The organism is Haliea salexigens DSM 19537, assembly GCF_000423125.1.
Lineage (GTDB): Bacteria > Pseudomonadota > Gammaproteobacteria > Pseudomonadales > Halieaceae > Haliea > Haliea salexigens.
Genome location: NZ_AUHJ01000010.1, coordinates 41,055 through 65,410, shown reverse-complemented (window position 1 = coordinate 65,410; position 24,356 = coordinate 41,055). Strand labels below are relative to the sequence as shown.

At 62.9% G+C, this 24,356-nt stretch carries 22 protein-coding genes and 1 other RNA gene; 13 read left to right on the top strand and 10 right to left on the bottom strand.

Features of this window, described 5'->3' with window-relative positions:
- Window positions 1-3: 3 nt before the first annotated feature.
- The gene (locus tag G533_RS21895; RefSeq protein ID WP_084638971.1) at window positions 4-615 is read right to left on the bottom strand and encodes a UPF0149 family protein; all 612 of its coding nucleotides are present in this window, start codon (window positions 613-615) and stop codon (window positions 4-6) included.
- Between the two features lie 172 nt (window positions 616-787).
- On the opposite strand from G533_RS21895, the gene G533_RS0112415 reads away from it, so the two are divergent.
- The 4 genes from G533_RS0112415 (at window position 788) to G533_RS0112405 (ending at window position 2,152) form a co-directional block, all read left to right on the top strand.
- On the top strand, window positions 788-997 hold the full coding sequence (locus G533_RS0112415; RefSeq protein ID WP_027950226.1) for a TIGR02449 family protein: 210 nt from the start codon (window positions 788-790) through the stop codon (window positions 995-997).
- Complete coding sequence (locus G533_RS0112410; RefSeq protein WP_027950225.1) at window positions 994-1,317, top strand: cell division protein ZapA; 324 nt, start codon at window positions 994-996, stop codon at window positions 1,315-1,317. Before G533_RS0112415 ends, G533_RS0112410 begins: the two co-directional genes overlap by 4 nt.
- 41 nt (window positions 1,318-1,358) lie before the next feature.
- Window positions 1,359-1,538: non-coding RNA, 6S RNA (ssrS, locus tag G533_RS24000), on the top strand.
- Window positions 1,539-1,546: 8 nt separating this feature from the next.
- Window positions 1,547-2,152 carry a 5-formyltetrahydrofolate cyclo-ligase gene (locus G533_RS0112405; protein WP_027950224.1) on the top strand — a complete coding sequence of 202 codons (606 nt, stop codon included), beginning with the start codon at window positions 1,547-1,549 and terminating at the stop codon, window positions 2,150-2,152.
- Here G533_RS0112405 and G533_RS24825 read toward each other — a convergent pair.
- Both G533_RS24825 and ilvA read right to left on the bottom strand, forming a co-directional pair.
- Entirely contained in the window at window positions 2,139-2,285 is a 147-nt protein-coding gene (locus G533_RS24825; RefSeq protein WP_158413418.1) for a hypothetical protein, read from the bottom strand. The two genes, G533_RS0112405 and G533_RS24825, sit on opposite strands and share 14 nt — an antisense overlap.
- A gap of 293 nt (window positions 2,286-2,578) precedes the next feature.
- Entirely contained in the window at window positions 2,579-4,111 is a 1,533-nt protein-coding gene (ilvA, locus tag G533_RS0112395; protein WP_027950223.1) for a threonine ammonia-lyase, biosynthetic, read from the bottom strand.
- Between the two features lie 156 nt (window positions 4,112-4,267).
- On the opposite strand from ilvA, the gene rpiA reads away from it, so the two are divergent.
- Window positions 4,268-4,942 (top strand): ribose-5-phosphate isomerase RpiA, encoded by a 675-nt coding sequence (gene rpiA, locus G533_RS0112390; RefSeq protein WP_027950222.1) that lies wholly within the window; start codon window positions 4,268-4,270, stop codon window positions 4,940-4,942.
- An 8-nt stretch (window positions 4,943-4,950) separates the two neighbouring features.
- Here the strand turns inward: rpiA and G533_RS0112385 are convergent, their stop codons facing one another.
- Window positions 4,951-6,351, bottom strand: coding sequence for an FAD-binding oxidoreductase (locus tag G533_RS0112385; protein ID WP_027950221.1), 1,401 nt, complete (start codon window positions 6,349-6,351; stop codon window positions 4,951-4,953).
- A 111-nt stretch (window positions 6,352-6,462) separates the two neighbouring features.
- On the opposite strand from G533_RS0112385, the gene serA reads away from it, so the two are divergent.
- The 7 genes from serA to G533_RS0112350 all read left to right on the top strand — a co-directional run bounded on the left by serA (window position 6,463) and on the right by G533_RS0112350 (window position 16,503).
- Window positions 6,463-7,692, top strand: a complete 1,230-nt coding sequence (serA, locus tag G533_RS0112380) for a phosphoglycerate dehydrogenase (protein ID WP_027950220.1) — start codon at window positions 6,463-6,465, stop codon at window positions 7,690-7,692.
- An 84-nt stretch (window positions 7,693-7,776) separates the two neighbouring features.
- The gene (locus tag G533_RS0112375) at window positions 7,777-8,289 is read left to right on the top strand and encodes an RNA polymerase sigma factor (RefSeq protein WP_240472432.1); all 513 of its coding nucleotides are present in this window, start codon (window positions 7,777-7,779) and stop codon (window positions 8,287-8,289) included.
- Between the two features lie 127 nt (window positions 8,290-8,416).
- Window positions 8,417-9,406 (top strand): FecR family protein, encoded by a 990-nt coding sequence (locus G533_RS23565; protein WP_027950218.1) that lies wholly within the window; start codon window positions 8,417-8,419, stop codon window positions 9,404-9,406.
- 96 nt (window positions 9,407-9,502) lie between these two features.
- Window positions 9,503-12,475, top strand: coding sequence for a TonB-dependent receptor (locus tag G533_RS21885; RefSeq protein ID WP_051230283.1), 2,973 nt, complete (start codon window positions 9,503-9,505; stop codon window positions 12,473-12,475).
- A gap of 14 nt (window positions 12,476-12,489) precedes the next feature.
- Complete coding sequence (locus G533_RS21880; RefSeq protein ID WP_051230282.1) at window positions 12,490-12,960, top strand: hypothetical protein; 471 nt, start codon at window positions 12,490-12,492, stop codon at window positions 12,958-12,960.
- A 269-nt stretch (window positions 12,961-13,229) separates the two neighbouring features.
- A complete protein-coding gene (locus tag G533_RS0112355; RefSeq protein WP_205622614.1) occupies window positions 13,230-16,076 on the top strand; it encodes a TonB-dependent receptor domain-containing protein in 2,847 nt (948 codons plus the stop codon).
- A 136-nt stretch (window positions 16,077-16,212) separates the two neighbouring features.
- The gene (locus G533_RS0112350) at window positions 16,213-16,503 is read left to right on the top strand and encodes a hypothetical protein (RefSeq protein ID WP_027950216.1); all 291 of its coding nucleotides are present in this window, start codon (window positions 16,213-16,215) and stop codon (window positions 16,501-16,503) included.
- A gap of 38 nt (window positions 16,504-16,541) precedes the next feature.
- On the opposite strand, the gene G533_RS23560 is transcribed toward G533_RS0112350, so the two are convergent.
- The 3 genes from G533_RS23560 to G533_RS0112335 form a co-directional block, all read right to left on the bottom strand.
- Entirely contained in the window at window positions 16,542-17,507 is a 966-nt protein-coding gene (locus tag G533_RS23560) for a class I SAM-dependent methyltransferase (protein WP_027950215.1), read from the bottom strand.
- On the bottom strand, window positions 17,504-18,658 hold the full coding sequence (locus tag G533_RS0112340) for an aspartyl/asparaginyl beta-hydroxylase domain-containing protein (protein WP_035528034.1): 1,155 nt from the start codon (window positions 18,656-18,658) through the stop codon (window positions 17,504-17,506). The genes G533_RS23560 and G533_RS0112340 overlap by 4 nt, the downstream gene beginning before the upstream one ends.
- 159 nt (window positions 18,659-18,817) lie before the next feature.
- A complete protein-coding gene (locus tag G533_RS0112335) occupies window positions 18,818-19,963 on the bottom strand; it encodes a tetratricopeptide repeat protein (protein ID WP_027950213.1) in 1,146 nt (381 codons plus the stop codon).
- A 176-nt stretch (window positions 19,964-20,139) separates the two neighbouring features.
- Between G533_RS0112335 and G533_RS0112330 the strand changes: the two genes are divergently transcribed.
- Complete coding sequence (locus G533_RS0112330; protein WP_027950212.1) at window positions 20,140-20,736, top strand: YhgN family NAAT transporter; 597 nt, start codon at window positions 20,140-20,142, stop codon at window positions 20,734-20,736.
- Between the two features lie 398 nt (window positions 20,737-21,134).
- On the opposite strand, the gene G533_RS21870 is transcribed toward G533_RS0112330, so the two are convergent.
- Genes G533_RS21870 through G533_RS0112315 form a run of 3 tightly spaced genes read right to left on the bottom strand, consistent with a single transcriptional unit; the run spans window position 21,135 to window position 24,341 of the window.
- Complete coding sequence (locus G533_RS21870) at window positions 21,135-22,073, bottom strand: alpha/beta hydrolase (protein ID WP_051230281.1); 939 nt, start codon at window positions 22,071-22,073, stop codon at window positions 21,135-21,137.
- A 23-nt stretch (window positions 22,074-22,096) separates the two neighbouring features.
- Complete coding sequence (gene fba / locus G533_RS0112320) at window positions 22,097-23,152, bottom strand: class II fructose-bisphosphate aldolase (protein ID WP_027950211.1); 1,056 nt, start codon at window positions 23,150-23,152, stop codon at window positions 22,097-22,099.
- Window positions 23,153-23,189: 37 nt separating this feature from the next.
- Window positions 23,190-24,341 carry a phosphoglycerate kinase gene (locus tag G533_RS0112315; protein ID WP_420835535.1) on the bottom strand — a complete coding sequence of 384 codons (1,152 nt, stop codon included), beginning with the start codon at window positions 24,339-24,341 and terminating at the stop codon, window positions 23,190-23,192.
- Window positions 24,342-24,356: the final 15 nt, after the last annotated feature.

Below are 24,356 nucleotides of genomic sequence, written 5' to 3'. Positions count from 1 at the left end.
CGTTTAATGTAACGCATCCGGCTTGCCCTTGAGCGAGCGCTCGCGGTCGTCCTGCCGCCCGCGCGTGTCGAGAAAAACATTCACCGCAGCCACGCGCAGGTACTCCACCAGCGCGAAATAGGCCTCTTCCGCCTCGTCGTCGTCCTCATCATGCTCGTCGGCACTGGCCTGGGCCATGGCCGCGAAGTCGCGCAGAATCTCCGTACTGTCGCCCGGCAGGGTTTCGCCTCCGGTGCCACTGGCAGCCACCGTGCGCGCAAAGCCGGTGAGGAAACCTCGACACCAGTCGGCGAGCGATGACGTGCGCACCGCCAGCTCGTGGCTTTCGTCAGGCAACAGGGGGGAAAAATCAAATACGTCGTCCACCAGCGCGGCATTGCAGTGCGCGTAAAGCTGCATCACTTCATCTGCCAGAGCGCCGTGCAGGTCCAGGTCCAGCGCCTGGTTGAGGGCGTTGAGCCCAGCGCCCGGCTCGGGGTCGTGACCGGCCGCCAGCAGGCCCACCAGACAACCGTGCACTTCCGCCGGGGACAGGCTGACACCCTGCTCCAGAAGCTGGTCGGCAACGTCATCGAAGTCAAACAGCCCGGTGTCACCGGGCAGCCTGTCGAACATCCAAGTTACTCCCTGTTGCGGCCACTTTTTGGCAAAAACCAGCCCTGCACCTCTACCGGATACTGCGAAAGGGTCGGCAGGCCATTGAAATCTAAAAACTTTTGCTGCGTTGACCTGTCTCACAGCCAGCTCTATAGTAAGCCCTATATCCAGACAGCCCAAGTAGCACGTCATGGCAGATACCCAACTCCAGACTCTGGAGACCAGAATTGACGAGTTGATCGCCCTGTGCCGGGATCTCAACCGCGAAAACCAGCGCCTGAAACGCGAAAATGATGGCTGGCGCCTGGAGCGTCAGGACCTCATCAGCAAGAACGATCTGGCGCGCAATAAAGTCGAAGCGATGATCGCGCGCCTGCGGTCTATGGAGCAACGCCAGTGAGTACGGTCAACACCGTTTCGGTGCATATTCTGGACAAGGAATACCAGGTGGCCTGCCCCGAGGACCAGCAGGCCGAGCTGATTATCTCCGCGCGCTACCTCGACAAGCAGATGCGCGCCATCCGCGACACCGGCAAGGTGATTGGCCTGGAGCGTATTGCAGTGATGGCGGCACTCAACATCAGCCATGAACTGCTCAAGGCCTCCGGCCAGGGTGCAGCGCCCGCGGTCAGCGAGGACGTGGACAACACCGCGGTTGCCAGCCTGCAACGCAAGGTTGACGAGGCGCTGTACCAGTTGCGGCAGCTGGAAATCAGCTGACTGCCCCCAGGCCGGCCTGCAAGTCGTGTATACTGTTCGCTGGATCCCTGGCATAGGCGCCAGGCAGACAGTCCTCGAGCCGATAAGTCTATACCCGGAGGTTCCTCGTTGCTGTTGGTGTGCATGTCCGGCACTGACCGGAAAGCCTGATACAGTGCAGGACCCTCCTCCTTGAACCGTCGGGTTCAGGGCAACTCTGTCAACGCCATGCCGGGAATCCACCTTTCACATGCCCACTGATTCAGACGCCCGCAGCGCGCTGCGGCGCCAGCTTCGCGGCCAACGCAATACCATCGAACCCGTGCGGCGCACTGCCGCAGCGCTAGCCGCCGCAGAGCATATCAGCGGGCTGCCGCATTGGAGCGCTGCATATCACATCGGCCTGTACTGGCCCAACGACGGTGAACTCGACACCCGACCGCTGGCCGATGCCTGCCGTAACGAGGGCAAGCGGGTTTACCTGCCGGTGTTGACGCAACACCGCACGCTGACCTTCCGCGAGTGGCGAGAAAACTCGTCCCTGCAAAACAACCGCTACGGCATCCCGGAACCCACGGCACAAGCCGACGCGATTGCCGTTGCCGAACTGGACGTTGTGGTAATGCCACTGGTGGGCTGGCAGCGCGATGGCTATCGCCTGGGCATGGGGGGCGGCTTCTACGATCGCACCCTCGCCGATGCCGGGGGGCCGCTACGGGTGGGGCTTGCTTACGCCTGCCAGGAAATCAGAGGCCTGGCGATGCAACACTGGGATGTGGCCCTGCAGTGGGTGCTGACCGAGAACGGCCTCGTGCCGTGCTCGCAACAACCCCGTGAGCGACTCACTTCTCGATAATAACGCCCGCCTGCAGCTCGGATGCGGGGGACGCAACGGAGTCACTGGCGGATAGTGGCAACAACATGGTGATCAACACGCCGAACCCGAAGGCGGCGGCGATCACGAGGAATAAATCCGGCTTATTCTTCACAGCAACACTCTTTCACACAATTCTCGCAACCCACGGCAATGCCTTGTTTCGCACCAGGCGACAAACTGCACCGCACCCCCGATGATGCGCCCGAACAACCCAGGCGGCCATCACTGTTATCTGCTTGCCAAATACGTGCGCCAAAACTTGCGGCCTTTTCGGCTCTTTTCGGCCTTTATCAAGACCTTTTTTGGCACTATTTCACAAACATTCAGGAGTGTAGCTCAGCATTTCTCGAAAGAGAACCCCGAAACCCTTGAAATATCGAGATTTTCCTGATCAGCACCCACCCACTACCCCTTTTGGGGCTGCCCGAGGTACAGCTGATAGGCCCTATTGTCGGTTTCGTCCCACCAGGGGTAGCCAACACCCTGCAACACGTCACGAAACGCCTTGCGCTCGGCTCGCGGCACCTGCACCCCGAGCAGAATGCGTCCGTAAGCAGCGCCGTGGTTGCGATAGTGGAACAGGGAGATATTCCAGCGCTGGCCGAGACCGGAGAGAAATTTCAGCAACGCCCCGGGGCGCTCGGGAAACTCGACGCGAAACACCACCTCGTCCGCCAGATCGGCGGGCGCCCTGCCACCCACCATATGCCTGATATGCAGCTTGGCCATTTCGTTGTTGGTCATGTCTTCCGTTGCGTAGCCCTGTGCCGCAAGGTCCTGCAGCAAATCGCTGAGGTCGTTGCCACCCGGAATCACCGACAGGCCGAGGAATACCAGCGCCGCTCCCGCATCGGAATACCGATAGTTGAACTCCGTGATATTGCGTCGCCCAAGCGCGCTGCAGAAGGTGCGGAAGCTGCCGGGGCGTTCGGGTATCGTTACACTGATTACCGCTTCACGGTGTTCGCCAATTTCCGTACGCTCGGAGATATAGCGCAGGCGGTCGAAATTCGTGTTGGCACCGCTGACAATGGCCAGCAGGTCCTGATCGCGCACACCGGTGGTTTCCACATATTTCTTCAAGCCCGCCAGCGCCAGTGCTCCCGCGGGCTCGGCAATGCCGCGGGTATCTTCAAAGATATCTTTGATCGCGGCGCAGATTTCATCCGTGCTGGCGGTGATCACCTCATCCACCGTGCTGCGGATGACGCGGAAGGTCTCCTTGCCGATCTGCGCCACGGCGCAGCCATCTGCAAACAGGCCTACTTCCGGCAACACGGCGCGCCGGCCCTTGCGCAGTGCCAGCTGCAGGCAGGCAGCATCCTCCGGCTCGACACCAATCAGGCGCGTCTCAGGCCACACGTACTTGATGTACGCGGCGACACCGGCGAGCAGCCCCCCGCCACCCACCGGCACAAAGATGGCGTCCAGCGGACGTTGCAGCTGGCGCACGATTTCCATACCCACCGTGCCCTGCCCGGCAATCACGTCCGGGTCGTCGAACGGATGCACGTACACCATGGACTTTTCCGTGACCAGCTTCTGCGCGTACACCGATGCCTCGTCGAAGGTATCGCCATGCAGCACCACTTTGGCGCCCCGGTTGCGCACCGCATCGACCTTGATTTGCGGCGTGGTGCGCGGCATCACGATCGTGGCCTTGACGCCCATGTGCTGCGCCGCCATGGCCAGCCCCTGGGCGTGATTGCCGGCCGAGGCGGCGACCACGCCACAGGCGCGCTGCTCGGCCGAGAGCTTCTGCATCTTGTTGTAGGCGCCGCGCAGCTTGAAAGAGAACACAGGCTGCAGATCCTCACGCTTGAACAACACCCGATTCCCCAGGCGCCGCGACATGAGCATGGCTTCATCGACAGGTGTTTCGCGCGCAACATCGTACACGCGAGCGTCGAGAATGCGCTTGATATACGACGTGGGCATAAGCGTGATCCAGTAAAAAGCCAGCCCGACATGGTAATGGAGCTGGTGAGGATTTTCAGCATTGATCGCCGAGGAGCGAGCGTTTTTTCGATATCGGCCAGACGCCACCGCTTATGCTCTATACTCTCTGCTTCACGGGCTGACAGGCAGGCGAGAATGACACAGGACGCGCTCAAGCAGGCGGTTGCACAGGCCGCACTGGATCACATCAGGCCACAGCTGGAACGCGACACGGTGCTCGGCATCGGCACCGGCTCCACGGCAAACCTCTTCATCGCCCTGCTCGCCAGTCTGCGCGGCGAAATCAACACCACCGTCGCCAGCTCCGAGGCGTCTGCCGAACGGCTGCGCCAGCACGGCATTCATGTGAGCGACTTGAACAGCGTGCCGCAGGTCGACTTCTATATCGACGGCGCCGATGAAGCCAATGCCGCACTGCAACTGATCAAGGGCGGTGGTGCGGCCCTCACGCGCGAGAAAATTGTTGCCGCGGTCGCGCGCACCTTTATCTGCATTGCAGACGAGAGCAAGCGTGTGCATACGCTGGGGCAGTTCCCCCTGCCGGTCGAGGTGATTCCGATGGCACGCAGCCACGTGGCCCGGGAGCTGGTCAAGCTGGGCGGCGACCCGATCTACCGCGAAGGTGTGGTGACCGACAACGGCAACGTCATCCTCGATGTGCACAACTTTTCCATTCCGCAACCGCTCGCCATGGAGGCAAAGATCAACAACATCACCGGCGTGGTCACCAATGGGCTGTTCGCCCTGCGGCCTGCGGATGTGCTGCTGCTGGGCACAGCAGAAGGCGTAGAAACCCTGCGCGCTTCCTGAGGCTGCTGTTAGAGGTCGAAGATCTTGCCCGGGTTCATGATGCCCTGCGGATCAAAGACCTGCTTGATCTGCTTCATAATGGCGATTTCCGCCGCACTGCGGCTGTAGTGCAGGTAGTCTTTCTTCAGCAGGCCCACACCGTGCTCCGCTGAAACACTGCCCTCATGGCGCTGCACAATTTCGAAGACCCAGCGGCTCACTTCCCCGCAACGCTGCTGGAATTCAGCCATGGGCAGCTCGTCGGGCTTGAGCACATTGAGGTGCACATTGCCGTCACCGATGTGCCCGAACCACACGATCTCGAAGTCGGGATAGGCCCGCGCCACCACCGCTTCCACCTCGGCAAGAAAGTCCGGCACGCGCACAATCGTGGTAGAGATATCGTTCTTGTAAGGCGTCCAGCGGGAAATCGTCTCGGAGATATCCTCGCGCAGGCGCCACAGTGCCTGCGCCTGAGCCACGCTCTGGCTGACCACACCGTCCACAACCCACCCCTGCTCCACACAGTGCTCGAACAGCGCCATGGCCTGATCGAGATCCGCCTCGGTGTGCTGTTCGAACTCGAGCAGGGCATAAAAGGCGGCAGGGGTCTCGAAGGGGCGCTGCAGGCCCTGGTGCGCCACCACCTTCTGCAGGGCCAGCTCGGAAAAGAATTCAAAGGCCTGCAGGTCCATGGCCCCCTGCCAGGTTTCCAGCACCTGCATCACGGCGGCCATATCCGGCACGCCCAGCACCATCACCGTGAGGTTCTGCGGGGGCCGCGCCAACTGCATGGTGGCCTCGACCACAATACCCAGCGTGCCCTCAGCACCGATGACCAGCTGGCGCAGGTCATAACCGGCATTGTTTTTCACCAGCCCGCGATTGAGATCCAGCAGCTCGCCGCTGCCGGTGACCAGCTTCAGGCCCGCCACCCAGTCGCGGGTCATGCCGTGGCGGATGACCTTGATGCCCCCGGCATTGGTGGAGATATTGCCGCCGATCTGGCTGGAACCACTGGAAGCGAAATCGACTGGGTAAAAAAGGCCCTGCTCCTCCGCAAAGGCCTGCAGTTGCGCCGTGACAACGCCCGCCCCGCAGCGCACGGTGCGGTCGACCGGGTTGAAATCCTCGATACGGTTCAAGCGGTCCAGCGCGACGACAATCTCCCCCTGGCAGGCCATGGCGCCTCCGCTGAGTCCGGTGCGGCCGCCGGAGGGCACCAGAGCCAGCTGCCGCGCCCTGGCCAGCTCCACCACTGCCTGCACCTCGGCGATGCTGCCGGGCAGTACCACCGCTGAGGGTGCCGGGGCATGGGCCCGGGTCCAATCCCGCCCGTACAGCGCCAGGGAGTCAGGGTCTGTCAGCACGCGCGACTCGCCAACACAGGCCTGTAACGCCTGCAGTATTTCCGGGCTGATATTGGACACAGGGGTACTCCGCAGTCGAATGGGTTGGGGGCGCAAACAGGGCGCAGTATGGTAGCATACGCGCCCGCTTATTCCCGCCCACTCCACACCATCCAGGGAGCACGACCGCGTATGGCGCCCAAGTCGCTAGAAAAAAGCAAAATCCGCTTCCTGCTGCTGGAAGGCGTTCACCCATCAGCGGTGGATACCCTGCGCAACGCCGGCTATGACAACATTGAACTGCACCAGAAGGCGCTGGCGCCTGATGACCTGAAGAAGGCCATCGCCAAAGCCCATTTCGTCGGCATTCGTTCCCGCACACAGCTCACTGAGGATGTGCTGGAAGAGGCGCGCAAGCTGGTCGCCATCGGTTGCTTCTGCATCGGCACCAACCAGGTGGACCTCGCGGCCGCCACACGCCGCGGTATCGCGGTGTTCAACGCCCCCTTCAGCAACACGCGCAGCGTGGCGGAGCTGGTGATCGCAGAGGCCATTCTGCTGCTGCGCGGTGTCGCCGCCCGCAATGCAGCCGCGCACCGCGGCGAATGGCAGAAAAGCGCAACCAATGCCTATGAAATACGGGGCAAGCGGCTCGGCATCGTCGGTTACGGCAATATCGGCATGCAGCTGGGCGTGATCGCCGAGGGCCTGGGCATGCAGGTGCAGTTCTGCGATGTGGTCAGCAAGCTGCCGCTGGGCAACGCCCGCCAGCTGCCGTCGCTGGACCAGCTGCTGGCCCAGTCGGATGTCGTCAGCCTGCACGTACCGGAAACCCGCAGCACACGGAACATGATCGGGGCCACGCAGCTGAACCAGATGCCCAGGGGCAGCATCCTGCTCAATGCATCGCGGGGGACCGTCGTGGATATCGACGCGCTGGCGGCGAGTCTGGAATCCGGCCACCTCGGGGGTACGGCAATCGATGTGTTCCCGGTGGAACCGCGCTCCAACGATGAAGAATTCGTATCGCCACTGCGGGCCTTCGACAACGCCATCCTTACGCCGCATATTGGCGGCAGCACGGTAGAGGCACAGGCCAATATCGGTGTCGAGGTCGCAGAGAAGCTGTCACGCTACAGCGATACCGGCGCCACCACATCGTCGGTCAATTTCCCCGAGGTGTCACTGCCCGAACACGAAGGCAGCCATCGCCTGCTGCACATTCACCACAATGTGCCCGGCGTCATGAGCGCCATCAACCGCGTCTTCTCCGAATACGATATCAACGTCTCGGCGCAGTTTCTGCAGACCAATGAAGCCGTGGGTTATGTGGTGATTGACGTGGACGCCGAGTATTCGGACGTGGCCCTGGCCAAACTGGCCAGCATAGACGGTACGATCCGCAGTCGCGTACTATTCTAGCGACCGCCCGGCACGCCGCGCTACTACGAGGGTTTCACCATCACGGTCGTCGCTAACAGCAAGAATGCCTTTCTCGCGCGCCTGGTGAATGACCACGGCAGCGCGCTGGAACGCTATCTGGCGCGCAAACTGGACAGCCCGGAAGACGCCGCGGAAGTCGCTCAGGAAGCCTTTTTGCGCCTGCACCGACTGCAATCCCCGGAGACTCTCGACAACGCCCGGGCCTTTCTTTTCCAAGTCGCCACCAACCTGGCCGTGGATCAGTTGCGGCGGCGCAAATTGCACCTGCAGTTCATGCACGGCGAACGCCAGCAAGCCGATGAGGGGGAAGCGCCGGATATCAACGGCAGTGCGGCCTCACCCGAACATATTCTTGGTGCGCGCGAAAAACTCAGCCTGATCATGGCGGCCGTGGAAGAGTTGCCTCTGAACGTGCGCCAGGCGTTTTTGCTGCATCGGCGCAACGGCCTGTCTTACGGCGAGATCGCCAATGCCATGCAGGTTTCCGTCTCCAGCGTGGAGAAATACATCCTGCAGGCGCTGCAACATTGCCGCAAACGCCTGGCTGCGCTGTATCCACCGGGCGAAAACGGATGAATGGGACATATTTACTTGAGGGAACTTTCGGGTTCCTCGTTACACTAACAGGTCACAACATAAGGCAGCACCCCCGCGTGGGTGCGCGCACCCCGGGATACAACAACCGGCGGGCGTTGGGGAAGCGATGAACCAGACGTTTACAGAGGAATTCGAGCAGCATTGCGACGCCGCCCTGGCGTGGATTGCGCGATTCCGTGGCGAGGCCAACGATCAGGATCACCGCGATTTTGCCCTCTGGCTGGCCGCTGACGCGGGCCATCGCCAGGCCATGGACCTGATGCTGGAACTCTGGGACGACCTCGGCAGTGTGCGCCACCTCCCGCTGGAAGCAGATCAGCCGGCCACAGCCCCCGCACGCGCGCAACCCACCCGGCGCCAATGGCTGACCGGGGCCGTCGCCCTGGCAGCGGGCCTGGCCATGGCCTTTGTGCTGCTACCCCTGAACCGCGAACCGGGCGGCACCGAGTCCCTGCGCACGGCCCACGGCGAGCGAGCCACCTTCACGCTCAGCGATGCCTCACAGGTCACCCTGAACACTGACAGCCGACTCGACGTGGCCTTCACCGGGGATACCCGCGCGCTGACTCTGGTAAAGGGTGAAGCGTTCTTCAATGTCGCGCACGACCCCGAGCGCCCCTTCGCGGTCAGCGCAGGTGACACCACGGTCACCGCTGTGGGCACCGCCTTCAACGTCTACCGTCGCCCCGAATCAACCGCCATCACTGTCAGCGAAGGGGTGGTGCGCATAAGCAACCTCGCCGCGGGTGGTACCGCGCCGCGAAGCGTGCTGCTGGAAGCCGACGAACACCTGGAAACCGGCCGCAATGGCGCCCTCGGAACGGGCCGCAGTGTGGATACAGCTCGCTACCTGGCGTGGCAGCGGGGAGAGATTATCGCCGAAGCCCTCACGCTGGCCGAATTGGCGGATGAAATGGCGCGCTATTCGGACACACGTCTGCTCATCAGCGAACGCGAGGTGGCCGAGCTCACCGTGTCCGGCGTGTTCAGCCTGGACCACCCGGATACTGTTGTTCAGGCCCTGGAACGCAGTCTCGGGCTGCGCGTCGTACCGCTCGGCAACGGCTCAGTGCAGTTGCTGAAATCCCCGCAGTAGGATATAACGAACCCTTGCCTGACCGTTGTCTCCGGTCAACATAATTTCTCTCGAATTATCAGTGCGTTGCAACCAGAAATCTGGCAGGGTGGGAAAATGCTTGCCGCGTCCCGGGCGACAGGTTTTATCGCGCAGGGTATCGTTTCGGCATGGCTGGCGATCTCCATTGCGTTCGGCTGGACGCAGCACGCGGCGGCGGCGGAGCCTGTTCGTCACTACGACATACGCGAGAGCTCGCTGTCCGCAGCCCTCATCCAGTTCAGCCGCCAGAGCAACACCCCCATTGTTTTTTCCGACCGCCTCACCGGGCACCTGTCCGCACCCACGCTGGTCGGCGAGCTGACGCGGGACGACGCCCTCGACCGACTGCTGGCGGAAAGCGAGCTCAACTGGGAGCTGATCGACGAGCGCATCGTCGCCATCTATTCCAGTGACTGCCCCCAAGAGCGCTGCGAAGGCACCACGCCGGCGGCGGTTGCGCTGCCCATCTATGAACCCGGCATGGAACAGACCTACGTGTATGGCAGCCGGCTCACAGGCTCGCGCATCCGCCGCGATCCGAACCGCTTCAGCGCGCCGGTCGAGGTGTACGCTCGCTCCGATATCGAGCGCAGCGGCGCACAAACACTGGGCGAGCTGCTGCGTTTTGTGCCCGCGGTCATCGGCAACTCCACCAGCACCGCCATCTCCAACGGCGGCGACGGCACGGCAACCGTGACCCTGCGCGGCCTGCCCGCCAGCAACACGCTCATCCTGATCAACGGTCGCCGCATTGCCAACGACGGCCTGGCGGGCGAATCCGTCGACCTGAACAGCATTTCTCCCGCCGCCGTGGAGCGCGTCGAGATACTCAAGGACGGCGCCTCCGCCATCTATGGCTCGGACGCGATCGCCGGTGTCGTCAACATCATCATGAAGCGCGATTTCCACGGCTTCCTGGCGGAAACCTATGTGGGCGAAAGCAGCCGTGGCGACCTCACCACGACCACGCAAACACTGCAGTATGGCAACAGCTTCCGCGACGGTGGCGTGTTCATCAGCGCCACGCACTACGAACAGGAGCCGCTATTCAGTCGCGACCGCTCGGTCTCCGCCAGCGCCGACACCCGCCACCTCGGGGGCACTGACCTGCGCTCCAGCGCGACCCCCAGTGCGCGCGTGGTGCTGCCCGACGGCCGGGCACTGATCGCCGACGGCGACGGCTATCGTCCGGCGGGCAGCGAAGACCTGTTCAACTACCAGGCCTTTACCTCGGCCGTGGTACCCCTGCGTCGCAGCAGCGTGTACGCCAGCCTTACCCGGGACCTGAGTGAACAGGTCACCACCCTGCTCGAGGCCACCTACCTGCAGACCAGCGCCCGCGCCACACTGGCGCCCACACCCATTTTCACCGGCTTCGAGCAGATGCCGTTGAGCGTAGCCGCGGACAGTATCTACAATGACTTCGATCAGGAAATAACCGATGTTCGCCGCAGACTGGTCGAGTTTCCCGGACGAATGCAGCAAAATGAATCTCGTGTGGCTCGCCTCAGTGCGATAGTCGAAGGGCTGTACGCCGATTGGCACTGGGACATCGGGGTGAACTGGAGCCGCAGCGAAGCCACGGAAACCGTCACCAACCTCGTTGACGCCGACCGGTTGCGACGTGCTCTGGGCCCCGCCGCCGGCTGCCGGGGCGCGGAGTTGGACGGCTGCGTACCGGTGGACATCATGGGGCCCGTGGGCAGCATCACGGACGAGCAGGTAGATTACCTGCGGCTCGATGGACGCACCCGGGGCGACACCACGCTCTCCAGTGCAGCCCTCAACCTCAGTAACGCGCTGCTGAACCTGCCCGCGGGGCGGGGCGACCTTGCGCTGGGTGTGGAGTTTCGTCATGAATCCACCTCGAAGCTGCCGGACCAGCGCCTGGCTTCCATCGGCACCATCGGAGCCACCAACTTCCAGCCCACCCGGGGCGATCGCAAGATTCTCGAACTCTACGGCGAGAGCCGCATACCACTCTGGAGCAATGCCAGCGGCGGTCGCAACCTGCAGCTGGAAGCGGCACTCCGTCATTCCGCCTACAGCGACTTCGGCAGCAGCACCAACCCCAAGATCGGACTGAAGCTGCAGCTCGGCCCCTCACTCACACTGCGCGGCGGCTATGCCATGGGCTTTCGTGCACCCAGCCTCAACGAACTCTACGAAGGCAACAGCGAGCAACAGGCCTTTATTGCCGACCCCTGCACCATCGCCGCCAATGTCGGCCAGCTACCCGGGTGCACGCAACTCGCGGATGCCTCGCGCAATCAATTTCTGACGGTGAAAGGCGGCAACCCGGACCTCAATCCGGAAACCTCCACCTCGGTAAGCGGCGGGGCAATCTGGACACCCGTGGTGTTACCCGGCCTGCGCGTATCGCTGGATTTCTTCGAGATCCGCCAGGAAGACGTGGTGAGCTCCAGCGCGCAGTCCATCGTTGACCTCAATGCCGCGACGGGAGCCTTCGGCGAGCAGGTCAACCGCGATGCGCGGGGCAACCTCACGCGGGTGACGGCCAGCAATATCAACTTCGGCAAGCGCCGGGTGCGCGGCGCGGACTTGAGCCTGGCCTATTACTTTCCCGATCAGCCCTGGGGCCAAGTGTCGGTGACCGGCACCGGGGCGTGGATTCACGAGTACCTCTCGCAGCCCGGTGACGGCGGCCCCGACGTGGACCTGGCGGGCACCTTCGTCGACGAGGCCTCCGAGGGCCTCGGCGGCATTCCCGAGTGGAAAGGCCAGCTGGGCCTGCGCTGGAAGCGCGAACGCTGGCTGGCCAGCTATGACATCCACCACGTCAGCGCGCTGGACGAAACCGTACCCGGCACCACAGAAACCCGCGAGATCGACAGCTGGACGGTACACGATATGCAGGTCAGCTATGTGTTCGATGTGCTGTCGGGGCTGCGCCTCACACTGGGCGTCGACAACCTGTTCGACCAGGCAGCCCCTTTGGCGGCGTCGGCATTTAACGATAACATCGACGCCCGCACCCACGAACTGAAGGGGCGCTTCTGGTACACCCGTATCAGCCAGCGCTTCTGACCGGAGCCCCACTCATGCGCAGCGCACTGCCCCCCCTGCTATTCCTCACTCTCGCGTGCATCATTCCCATGGCCGGCGCCGACCCGGACAGCGAATTCCCCGGCGTACAAAAATTGATGTCCGACGAGGAGTACCGGGCCTCGGGCCTCGACAAGCTCAGCGCTGACGAGCGCGCGGCACTGAATCGCTGGCTGGTGAACTACACCGCTGCCGAGGCGCCCGCCATGCTGCGCAGCAACCCAGAGGTCATCGCGGCGGAGGAGGCCATACGCATCGAGGCACACATCAAACAGCCTTTCGACGGCTGGTCTGGCGAGACCCTGTTCTACCTCGATAACGGCCAGGTCTGGCGCCAGCGCCTGCCCGGGCGCTACATGCACCGTGGCGAGGACACCGCGGTAGTTATCGACAAAAATTTTTTCGGCTTCTACCAAATGACTGTCACCTCCACCGACAAGACCGTCGGCGTCAGCCGGGTGCGCTGAGCGACCACAACCTGCGCTGCGCGGCACTCGCGCCGGGGCGCTAAAACTATCGGGATATCAGCGACCTGCTGCCATGTTGTCAGGTCATTTCTGGTAATTTGCCGAGTTCCCGGCGTTTTTCGTGAATAAGTCACAAAAGTGACATGGAACTCTGAGGAACCGGCCGCTGAATTCGTTTAATGTTCGTCTCCAGTGGCATTGGCCACCGGATTAGCATGCTTACAGTCAAGTACAGGGGTATTGATATGTTGAGGAAAAATCGTCTGACCATGGCAGTTTCCGCTGCTCTGGGCATGAGCGCAGCGGCGGTAATGCCGACTGTGGCCAACGCCCAGAACGACCAGCTGATGCTGGAAGAAGTGGTTGTTACCGGTTCCCGTATTCAGCGGGCCAACCTGGTTTCCGCCAGCCCGGTTACTCAGGTAGATGCCGAGGAATTCAAGTTCCAGGGCACCACCCGTGTTGAAGACCTGATGAAGAACCTGCCTCAGGTTTACTCCAACCAGAACTCATCCACCTCGAACGGCGCAACGGGTACCGCTACCCTGAACCTGCGCAACCTGGGTGACGAGCGTACCCTGGTACTGGTCAACGGCCGTCGCCTGCCCGCGGGCTCACCGCTGCAGGGCGGTACCGGCGCCGACATCAACCAGATCCCGGCAGCCCTGATCCAGCGTGTTGAAGTGCTGACCGGTGGTGCCTCCGCTACCTACGGTTCTGACGCGGTCGCGGGTGTTGTCAACTTCGTGATGGTTGACGACTTCGAAGGCGTGCAGTTCGACTACCAGTTCAGCCAGTACCAGCACGACAACGACAACGGCGGCCTCCAGCAGATCGTCGGCGATGCGGGCTTCCCCTTCCCTGACGGCAGCAACACCGACGGCGAAATCCAGAACTGGTCGCTGGTCATGGGTGGCAACTTCGACAACGGCCGCGGCAACGTAACGGCTTACGCCACGTACCGTGAAATCGACGCCGTGCTGCAGAGCGCGCGCGATTACAGCGCCTGCGCCCTGAACAACGATGCAACCGGCTGTTTCGGTTCCGGCACCAGCGCCGCAGGTACCTTTATCGTTGGCACCGCCGATCCCTATCGTGTTTCTGGCAACGAACTGGTACAGCCCAGCGAGGTGTACAACTACGGCCCGCTGAACTACTACCAGCGCCCCGACGAGCGTTACACCGCCGGTGCTTTCGGTCGCTACCAGATCAACGAGCATGTAGAGACCTACACCGAACTGATGTTCATGGACAACCAGAGCAACGCGCAGATCGCGCCCTCTGGCGCGTTCGGCCTGAACGTGCCGATCTCCTGTGACAACCCGTTCCTGTCCGATCAGCAGGTTGGCGTGATCTGCGGCGCCAACGGCCTCGGCCCGGGTGACACGCAGGATGTGGTTGTTCTGCGTCGGAACGTTGAAGGCGGCCCGCGTAACCAGGACCTGCGTCACACCTCTTTCCGCGGTGTGCTCGGCTTCCGTGGCGACATCAACGACACCTGGCGTTATGACGTGTCTGGCCTCTACTCAGAAGTCAGCATGGAAAACACCTACAACAACGACCTGTCCAATGCCAAGATCCGCAACGCTCTGGATGCGGTACTGGACGAAGACGGCAACATCACCTGTCAGTCTGTGGTTGACGGCAGCGATACGAACTGTGTGCCCTGGAACATCTGGGAAACTGGTGCGGTTGACCCCGCAGCTGCAGAATACCTGACACTGCCGCTGTTTGCTCGCGGCACCACCACGCAGAAAGTGTTCAACGCGTTCGTTGCAGGTAGCCTGGGCGACTACGGCCTCAAGCTGCCTTCCGCCAACAACGGCGTGGAAGTGGTCATCGGTACCGAGTACCGCAAGGAAACGCTGGACTTCAACCCCGACGAAGGCTTCCGCCTCGGCCTGGGTGCCGGCCAGGGTGGCGCCACCAACGCGGTTAACGGTGAATATGACGTCACTGAATATTTCATGGAAGCCAGTGTTCCGCTGGTGGAAGGCGCAGCCTTCGCCGAGGAAATCACCCTGGACCTGGGTTACCGCTACTCTGATTACTCTACCGGCGTGACCACTGACACCTACGGTGTGCGCGGCGGCTGGGCAATCAACCAGGACGTGAAGCTGCGTGCCAGCTTCCAGCGCGCCGTACGTGCTGCCAACATCCGCGAACTGTTCCTGCCCCAGGGCCTGAACCTGTTCGACATGGACGTGGACCCCTGTGGTGGCGCCACCCCCGAGCGCAGCTTTGAAGATTGCGCCCGCACCGGGGTGACTGCTGCCCAGTACGGCAACATCCTCAACTCCTTCGCGGGCCAGTACAACTACCTCCAGGGCGGTAACACCGAACTGGCACCGGAAGAGTCCGACACTTACTCCGTGGGCTTCATCTGGTCGCCAGAGTTCGTTGACGGCCTGGTGCTGAGCGTTGACTACTACTCGATCGAAATCGAGAAGGGCATCAACAACCTCGGCCCCGAGTTCATCCTCAACCAGTGTCTGGATGGCAACGACGCGCTCTGCGAAAACGTGAAGCGTAACGCCGCGCGCGGTGACCTGTGGATTGGCTCCGAAGTCGGTTCCAGTGGCCAGATCGTGGCCCTGCTGGACAACCTCGCCATTGAGGAAGTGACCGGTTGGGACGTGATCGTTGACTACGATGTGACCATCGGTGATATGGGCAGCCTGTCGTTCAACAACACCATGTCCATCATCGACACCTGGGACCAGCAGGAGCTTGAAGGTGCACCGGTTGTTGACTGCAAAGGTAACTGGGGCGGCGAGTGTGGTTACCCCACACCTGACTTCCGCAACAACCTGCGCGCGACCTGGATGACCCCTTGGGATGTGGCGGTAAGTGCTTACTGGCGCCACATCAGCTCAGTGACCGACCTGAACGGTAACCTGGACCTGCCTTCCGTCAACTACCTTGACCTGGCCGGCTCCTGGGATGTCACCGAGAACGCGTCGATCCGTCTGGGTGTGAACAACATCACTGACAAAGAGCCGCCGATTGCGGGCAACGCTGCCGGGCCGTCTATCAACGGTAACGGTAACGTCTTCCCCGGCATGTACGACGCACTCGGTCGCTACATGTTCGTCGGCGTCAGCGTCAGCTTCTAAGCGACTTCCTGCGGGCGGCCGGCAACGGCCGCCCAACGGTGCAAGACCAGACCCGGCCCCAGGCCGGGTTTTTTTTCGATGGATTGACCTTCAACACAACGCAGTAGAGACTGTACTGACTTTTCAGGAGATCAACATGAATCGCTCATTCACGCTTTGTGCCCTCGGCGCTACCTTAACGATGTTGGCAGCGTGCTCCAGCACCGGCACATCACAAACGGCCGGAGCCAACAGCGCAACGCCCGCCCAGGCCGTGGCCAGCAACGAAAACATGACCTGCCGCAATATCATCAAGACCGGCACACGCCTGGGCACACGCGTCTGCAAAACAGACGCCCAGTGGAAGCAGGAATCACAGGACAGCCGCGATGCCACCAACAGCATCCAGAACAACAGTGCGCAGAGCGCCGGCCCCGCCGGCGGCTAAGCGGCACGCCCTCCATCTAGAACCGCTGAACGGGTTTTCTAGCCGCGTTGCATGACCAGCGCCCAGGCGGCAGGCTGCGCCTCGGCGGACACCCGCAGCCGGGACAAATCCCGCAGGGAAAATCCGTCGGCAGCCAGTCGTTGCATTGCGGCGTCAATGGCCTGCTGACTGAATGCGGCGTCCAGCATCGACTGCATTCTGCCGCTGTAGGCGGTAAGCTCCAGATCCATGCCGTCTAGCCAGCTGCGAATATCATCCGGTGCATAGGCAGACATGCGCCGGTACATGTGCGCAATGTCCTGATACAGCTGTTGTAAAAGCCCCCCGGCAGACTGCGCACCGCGGCTTTGCAGCAACTGTTCCAGGCCCCTGACGGCCGGTGTGAAGGCCCGCTCCGCGGCTTTGAAAGCCTCGGGGCTGCCGGTACCCGCATTCAACGCAAATCCGGCGTCAAACGCGGCACGCGCCAGGCTCAGGATATCCAGCTCACGCAGGGCGCGCACGGTATCGCGATTGTGCTCGCACTCCCGGTAAATGGCCCCGCCCGCCAGGTGCAGCAACAGCCCCAGCGTGCCACCGGGGGCGACCAGCCGGGCGGCCTCGAACAGCGCTTCGGGGCCCGCATACTCAACGCCGAACTGGCTGACCACGAGGTCGAAAGCACCGTCAGCAAACGGGGTATTGCCGGCGTCGGCAGCAATGCAGCGTGCGCTGGGGTAGCGCTGCTGCAGGCCCTGCAAGGCATTGAACGAGTAATCGCTACAGTGCGGCAGCAGTGCCGGAGACACCTTCAGGGCATGGCCGGTCACGGCGCCATGACCACAGGCGAGATCAAGTAACGATGGCGTTGCGCGCGCGCCCAGTTGCGCGGCGAAGAATGTCGCCCAGAATGCCTCCAGTACGGGCTCCTGTGGCCCCCCTTCCTGATGCGATGCACTCTCCCGCGTGCCCCGCCAGTAGGTATCCCAGGCGCCCGCGTGTGCGGCCGGCCCCTGAGCACTCATGTGGCTTCGTAGGCCTTGACGGCCTGCAGCATGGTCGCCACCCAGTGGCGCTCCGCCTCACCCAGCTCCGGCCGCCAGATGTCGAACAGCAGTACCACCCGCTCCTCCCGGCTTTCGTTCCATGCCTCGTGCTCCATGGTGTCGTCAAACACCAGCAACTCCCCTTCGCGCCAGCTGCGCCGATCATTGCCCACGCGCAACTCGCCGCACTGGGGCGGCACCACCAGGGGCAAGTGACAGATCAACCGGGTGTTGACCGCGCCGTGGTGGGGCTCGATACGCGCTCCCGGTGCCAGGCGGGAAAACAGCGCCGAAGGCATCTGCCCGGGCACCCGACACAACGGCACCTGCTCCAGCGCGGCGAAGGTCACCGGACAGCGCTCCGCCAGCGCCTCCACACGCACACCCTCGCGCCACAGATAGCAGGCGCTCCAGTCCATGGCGTCGAGGTTGCGGCTGGTATTCAGCTGCGGCTGGTCCGGGTCCGACTCCAGGTAAGGCTGAAAGTGCGCACCGTCCGCCATGACAGCGAGCAGCTCGGCGCGGATCTGTGCGGTTTGTGCCTCCAACGCCGCCGCCCAGGGAAACGCCTCCCGGGGGTAAAACGTGCGCTGTGGCAGGCCCGGGAAATAGTAACGGGTGGGTTGCTGCAACTGCACCGGCACTTTGCCACAGGCAATATCGAGCGATTCCGCGAAACGTGGAAACTCGGCGCGGTTGAAACCCGCCTCCTCCAGGTTTTCCAGCAGGTAATTCTCGTAGTGCGCGGCCCAGCGGTCGCACACCTCTTCGGCACGCGCCAGCCCGCGCCGCACATCTTCCGGTATCTGCGCCATGCTCGACGCCACGCGCAGCGCGCCCTGATAGAACCCCAGGGCCGTGCGATCGCGCCCCAGCCGATCCAGGTGGTCTGCCTTGAACAACAGCGCGCGGATGTTGCGCGGCTCCAGCTGCAAGGCACGGTCCACGGCCAGCAGAGCCCCTTCCGCCCGGTCCAGATTCACGCGCGCAAAGGCCAGTGCCAGCCAGGTGGAGGCCGCCGCGTTACCGGCCCGGGTGAGCTCGTCGAGCAGCGCCTCCGCTTCACCCGCCCGCCCCGCACGCAACGCCTCCAGGGCCGCCTGCAGGCGCTGCTGTGGCTGACCGCTCACGCGCGCACCCGCGCACAAAGAGGCACCGAACTGCCGCTCCCACCCCATTGCAATACTGTCATGAATCACCCCGCCCGCAGACAACGTCAAAACACGAAGTTTACCAGAGGGCTCGACGCAATTGAGGGCCCGGCGCAATTCTACGCAAGGCAGGGCGGCTCAATGCCCTGCGAGTAAATCCAGCTTGTGCCGGTAACGTGCCCCCGACTCGGCGTCGGCACGCGCCAGCGCCTGGGCGAAATGCGCCGCAGCCGCGCGCGTATCCCCCTGCTGCAGGTCATTGAGCCCGAGCCAGCGATAGAACTCGTGCTCCTCCGGCTGTTTGCGAATCGCACGCCGCAATAGCCGATCCGCCGCCGAATAATCCGCCGTCGCGTAGGCCTCCCGCGCGAGGTAGAGAAGGTAGTAAGGATTCTGCTGGCGGAACAATTGCACGCGACCACGATACCAGTCACTCAGCGCCGGCTCACCCAGCTCCGCGTACAGGCGCGCAAGGTTGCTGTTGGCCGCCGCATCATCGGCCAGTTCCACCGCATGCAGGTAGCTCGATTCGGCTGCCACCAGATCACCCCCGCGACGATACAGCGTGCCGAGGTTAGTCCAGACATGCGCCGTGCGTGGCCGCAACAGGAGCGCCTCGCGGAACTGCAGGAACGCACGCTCGTGCTCACCCGCGGTCATCCAGTGCACACCCATGTTGTTGTGATAGCGCACCTGCGCCTCTTCGTCAGTCAATACGCGCCGGTGCAGTGCGGGGTCATAGTCGCCCAGATTGAAGTCCACCACCTGCTCCGCGCCCGGCAGTTTCACCAGCGCATTGATGTGCAGATTGTAGCGCCAGGTGTCGCCCTCCGCCGTCCACGACGGCGGTATCTCCACCTCCTGGTAATGCACCTTGATACCTGCCTCGCGCGCCAGGGCCACAAACAGGTTCGTGAATGACATGCAGTTCCCTTCCCGACTGTCGAAGGCCTCCGCAGCCGTCAAGGTACGAAAATTGTCGTAGCGCAACTGCAGGCCGTCATCCAGAATCGCCCGCAGAATCAACTCGATGGTACGCGTGGGCCCAAGCCCCTCCGGCACATGCTGACGGAGGAAATCACGCATGTCGGCATTCACGGCCGTCAGGTCTGCAGACGGCGCGCGAGCATCCGCCGCCACACCCAGTCGACTCCCCGAAAGCAGCTCGCTGTTTGCCACCACTACGGCGCGTTCCACCGGCGGCTGTGCCGCGCAGGCACTGAGCACCGCAACGGCGGCGAGCCCCACACCCGCGCGCAAAAACTTCCCAATAAGCCGCTGCATACCTCAACCCTCCGGCGAGCCTTTTGCCCAAGCATAGCACCGGCCCGCCTTGGACGCGTCAACCCCTAGCGTAGATCCACCTCACCGTGTCCACGCACCCCGGCCGCCCCTGGCCACGGCCCTACTGCCCTGCCACCCTTGCGGGTTACACTGCGCGCTGCAGCCTCGGAGTTAACATGGATACCATTTCTGCTTTTGTCACTCTGGCATTCGTCATGGACCCGCTGGGTAACGTACCCATCTTCCTGTCGGTGCTGAAGGATGTGGAACCACGGCGCCGGCAATGGGTGATTTTCCGGGAACTGGTGATTGCACTGGTGGTGTTGCTGCTGTTCCTGTACGCCGGCTCCGCCATGCTCAACGTATTGAACCTGCGACAGGAGTCGATCAGCATCGCCGGTGCGATCATTCTGTTCCTGATAGCGCTGCGCATGATTTTTCCCTCCCCCTACGGCCTCATGGGCGACACGCCGGATGGCGAGCCCTTTATCGTACCCCTGGCCATACCCATGGTGGCGGGACCTTCGGCGCTGGCGATTACGATGCTGCTGGTGCACAAGGACCCCGACCGGATGGTGGACTGGACCATTGCGGTGGTGGGTGCCTGGGGCGTGTGCGCCGCATTGCTGATGATGGCACCGCTGCTGCTGAAAGCGCTCGGCGCCCGCGGGTTGCTGGCGATGGAGCGCTTGATGGGAATGATTCTGGTGATCATCTCAGTGCAGATGTTTTTTGACGGGGTGCAGAAGTTTCTCAACCTGGCGGGGGGGTGAGTAGTGGTCCGCGTGAGTGCTACCGAGTGACGGTGCGCTGAGATGTCGTGCCACAAACCGGGTGCCGCAGCCCACTGGGTCTCTCCGGGCACGCCGTAAATCCGTCCATGGAGGCTTGTATGAAACATCCGTGTTTCATACAAGCCCGGAGAGACCCAGTCGGCGACGACCCCCTCAATTGGGTAGACTGCCCGGCCCAGTCGTCCCCGCCTCGCCCCCCTGACTTCTGTAGAAACTCCTGGCTCCGCGAACCACACAAGCCAGGCTCTGGGGGTGTTGGTGCTCTCAAGGGCTGTTGAAAACACGGATGTTTTCATCAAGCCCCCATGGAAGGGTTCACTGCGTGCCCTTGAGAGCACCAACACGCCCAGAGCCGACTTCAGGGCACCAGAGAAAATTCAACAACCCCACCCCAAATACCGATCCACCTGACGCAAATACCGCTCTCGCAACGCCTCGGACTCATTCGCCAACTGATGCCCCGCACCGTGCAGCAACTCAATCCGCAACCCCGGAAACAGCTGACCATAGCGCGGCAGATTGAAGCGCCAGTCCACCGTACCGTCGGCATCGCCCTGTACCAGCAGCGCCGGCCCCACTCCGAGGTCGGCAATAGGCAAATCCGCCAGCCAGCGGCGCAACGCACCGACCCAGCTCACATGAATACGCCGGGACTGCAGGGGATCGGCGCGCACGAAGGCAAGAAACTCTGCGTCCGAGGAGTTCTGCGCAAAACCGCGGGGCACCGTGTCCACAAAACGGTGGACCAACGCGTGCGCGGCGCGTACACGCAGCCAGCCCGCGGGGCGCAACAGCGGCGCGAGGAGAACGGTGCCGGTAAACGGCCATGCCGCGCACTGTCGCGCGTAGGCGACCAGGGCCGCACCACCCGTGCTTTGGGCCATTGCCTGCAGGGGCAGCGGCGGCACGTCGACGGCGTCGAGCACCGCCTGAATCGCATCGGCATATTCGCTGAAGTCGCCAATGGCCGCCGGCTCACCGGTGGAGAGGCCGTGCCCCGGCAGGTCGAAGGCAATGACGTTGCACTGGCGCTGCAGGGCATGACCTATGAGGTGGCGGTAGAAGCCCACATGGTCCAGAAAGCCGTGCACCAGCAGCAGGGTGTGCCGGGCGTCAGGTTGTTCCCAGCACTGCACGGCGAGTTCGTAACCACCGGAGGTGACCCGGCCCAGCCGATACCGAGAGCCCGCCGGCGAGTCGCGGAAATCGAGACCGTAGAACGCGAGGTACTCATCCAGGCCGGGAAGGTCGCAGGCCCCGCCGAAACGGGGCAGTGCGTTGCGCAGTGCCTGCAGGCTTGCAGCGCCGGGAGCCACGTCGCGGCCTGAAGCTATCGGGTCTACGAGCCCAGCTGGCCCGCGTCGTAGGCTTCCTGCATGGCAATCAGCGAGCGCACCTTGATCTTGTCGGCATGGCCGGAGGTGCCGAAGGCTTCGTAACGCGCCACACAGATGTCCTTCATCGCCGTGGTGGTCACGGCCAGGAACTTGCGCGGGTCGAATTCGGCAGGGTGCTCCGCCAGGAAACGGCGCACGGCACCGGTGGAGGCCAGGCGCAGGTCGGTATCGATATTCACCTTGCGCACGCCATGGCGTATCCCTTCCTGTATCTGCTCTAGCGGTACGCCGTAGGTTTCCGGGATGTTGCCGCCAAACTCGTTGATAATCGCCAGCCACTCCTGCGGCACTGAGGAGGAGCCATGCATCACCAGGTGGGTATTGGGGATGCGGGCATTGATCTCCTTAATCCTGTCGATAGCGAGAATATCGCCGGTGGGCGGACGGCTGAACTTGTATGCCCCGTGGCTGGTGCCACAGGCAATGGCCAGGGCATCCACCCCCGTGGCGGCCACGAAGGCCGCCGCTTCTTCGGGGTCGGTGAGCATCTGCTCATGGCTCAGCTTGCCCGCAGCACCGACACCGTCTTCCTCCCCCGCCTCGCCGGTCTCCAGCGAGCCCAGGCAGCCGAGTTCGCCCTCCACCGACACACCACAGGCGTGTGCCATGTCCACCACGCGGCGCGTTACGTCCACGTTGTAGTCGTAATCCATGGGTGTCTTGCCGTCCGTGCCGAGGGAGCCGTCCATCATCACCGAACTGAAGCCCAGCTGAATGGAGCGCTGGCACACGGCGGGTGATACACCGTGGTCCTGATGCATGACCACGGGAATGTGCGGGAACTCTTCGATGGCGGCCTGGATCAGGTGGCGCAGAAACGGTGCGCCGGCGTATTTGCGCGCACCCGCACTGGCCTGCATGATGACCGGCGAGTTGGTGGCATCGGCCGCTTCCATGATGGCGCGGGTCTGCTCCAGGTTGTTCACATTGAACGCCGGCACGCCATAGCCAAACTCTGCGGCGTGATCCAGCAACTGACGCATACTGATAAGTGCCATAGGTCTATCCTCGATGGGTTCTGGTGCAGGTGCGCCCTCAGGCATCGTCCCCGCGCTGTTGTAACATGGCAACGGCGGGCAGCGTTTTGCCCTCGACATACTCGAGGAAAGCGCCGCCGCCGGTGGAAATGTAGGACACCCGGTCGGCAATGCCGAACTTGTCTATCGCCGCCAGGGTGTCACCGCCACCGGCGAGGGAAAATGCGGAACTCGCGGCAATGGCGTGGGCCAGCGCCTCGGTGCCGCCCGCAAACTGGTCGAATTCGAATACGCCCACCGGGCCGTTCCAGAGAATGGTACCCGCCTGGGCCAGAATGTCAGCAATCGCTGCTGCCGCCTGCGGGCCGATGTCGAAAATCATGTCGTCGTCGGCCACGGCAGCGGCGGGCTTGGTTTCCGCCGCGGCGGATTCCGCGAACTCCTTGCCGGTCACCACATCCTCGGGCAGGGGAATGTGTGTTTTCGCCATCAGCGCCTGGGCCGCGGGAATGAGGTCGTGCTCACACAGCGATTTACCCACCGGTTTGCCGCTGGCGGCGAGGAATGTATTGGCAATGCCACCGCCGACCACCAGCTGGTCCACCTTGTCCGCCAGGGTTTCGAGTACGGTCAGCTTGGTGGACACCTTGGATCCGCCGACGATCGCCACCAGTGGGCGGGCAGGGTTGGCCAGCGCCTTGTCCAGCGCGTCCAGCTCCGCCGCAAGCAACGGGCCAGCGCAGGCCACCGGCGCGAAGCGCGCCACCCCGTGGGTGGAGGCCTGGGCACGGTGAGCGGTGCCAAAGGCATCCATGACGAACACATCGCACAGCGCAGCGTAAGCGCGGGACAGTGTTTCGTCATCTTTCTTCTCACCCGGGTTGAAGCGCACATTTTCCAGCAGGGCGATCTCGCCGTTGTCCAGCGTCACACCCTGCTGCCAGTTGCGCAGCAGCGACACCGGCTGGCCCAGCAGTTCCGACAAGCGCTCAGCCACGGGAGCGAGGGAAAACTCCTCGGCAAACACGCCCTCCTCGGGACGACCCAGGTGCGACATGATCAGTACTTTCGCGCCCGCAGCCAGTGCCTGACGGAGGGTGGGAAGCGCCGCCCGTATGCGCGCATCACTGCTCACCTGGCCCGCTTTCAGGGGTACGTTCAGGTCCTCGCGAATCAGCACCCGCTTGCCGGCCAGGTCGAGGTTGGACATCAGCTTCATCTCTGC

What these genes read in the sequence shown, in the direction of transcription:
- G533_RS0112355 (WP_205622614.1), top strand. Translation starts at nt 13,230, where the DNA reads ATGGCAGTTTCCGCTGCTCTGGGCATGAGCGCAGCGGCGGTAATGCCG.
- G533_RS23565 (WP_027950218.1), top strand. Translation starts at nt 8,417, where the DNA reads ATGAACCAGACGTTTACAGAGGAATTCGAGCAGCATTGCGACGCCGCC.
- G533_RS23560 (WP_027950215.1), bottom strand. Translation starts at nt 17,507, where the DNA reads ATGAGTGCTCAGGGGCCGGCCGCACACGCGGGCGCCTGGGATACCTAC.
- G533_RS0112335 (WP_027950213.1), bottom strand. Translation starts at nt 19,963, where the DNA reads ATGCAGCGGCTTATTGGGAAGTTTTTGCGCGCGGGTGTGGGGCTCGCC.
- rpiA (WP_027950222.1), top strand. Translation starts at nt 4,268, where the DNA reads ATGACACAGGACGCGCTCAAGCAGGCGGTTGCACAGGCCGCACTGGAT.
- fba (WP_027950211.1), bottom strand. Translation starts at nt 23,152, where the DNA reads ATGGCACTTATCAGTATGCGTCAGTTGCTGGATCACGCCGCAGAGTTT.
- serA (WP_027950220.1), top strand. Translation starts at nt 6,463, where the DNA reads ATGGCGCCCAAGTCGCTAGAAAAAAGCAAAATCCGCTTCCTGCTGCTG.
- G533_RS0112350 (WP_027950216.1), top strand. Translation starts at nt 16,213, where the DNA reads ATGAATCGCTCATTCACGCTTTGTGCCCTCGGCGCTACCTTAACGATG.
- G533_RS0112315 (WP_420835535.1), bottom strand. Translation starts at nt 24,341, where the DNA reads ATGTCCAACCTCGACCTGGCCGGCAAGCGGGTGCTGATTCGCGAGGAC.
- G533_RS0112330 (WP_027950212.1), top strand. Translation starts at nt 20,140, where the DNA reads ATGGATACCATTTCTGCTTTTGTCACTCTGGCATTCGTCATGGACCCG.
- G533_RS0112415 (WP_027950226.1), top strand. Translation starts at nt 788, where the DNA reads ATGGCAGATACCCAACTCCAGACTCTGGAGACCAGAATTGACGAGTTG.
- ilvA (WP_027950223.1), bottom strand. Translation starts at nt 4,111, where the DNA reads ATGCCCACGTCGTATATCAAGCGCATTCTCGACGCTCGCGTGTACGAT.
- G533_RS21885 (WP_051230283.1), top strand. Translation starts at nt 9,503, where the DNA reads ATGCTTGCCGCGTCCCGGGCGACAGGTTTTATCGCGCAGGGTATCGTT.
- G533_RS0112405 (WP_027950224.1), top strand. Translation starts at nt 1,547, where the DNA reads ATGCCCACTGATTCAGACGCCCGCAGCGCGCTGCGGCGCCAGCTTCGC.
- G533_RS21895 (WP_084638971.1), bottom strand. Translation starts at nt 615, where the DNA reads ATGTTCGACAGGCTGCCCGGTGACACCGGGCTGTTTGACTTCGATGAC.
- G533_RS21880 (WP_051230282.1), top strand. Translation starts at nt 12,490, where the DNA reads ATGCGCAGCGCACTGCCCCCCCTGCTATTCCTCACTCTCGCGTGCATC.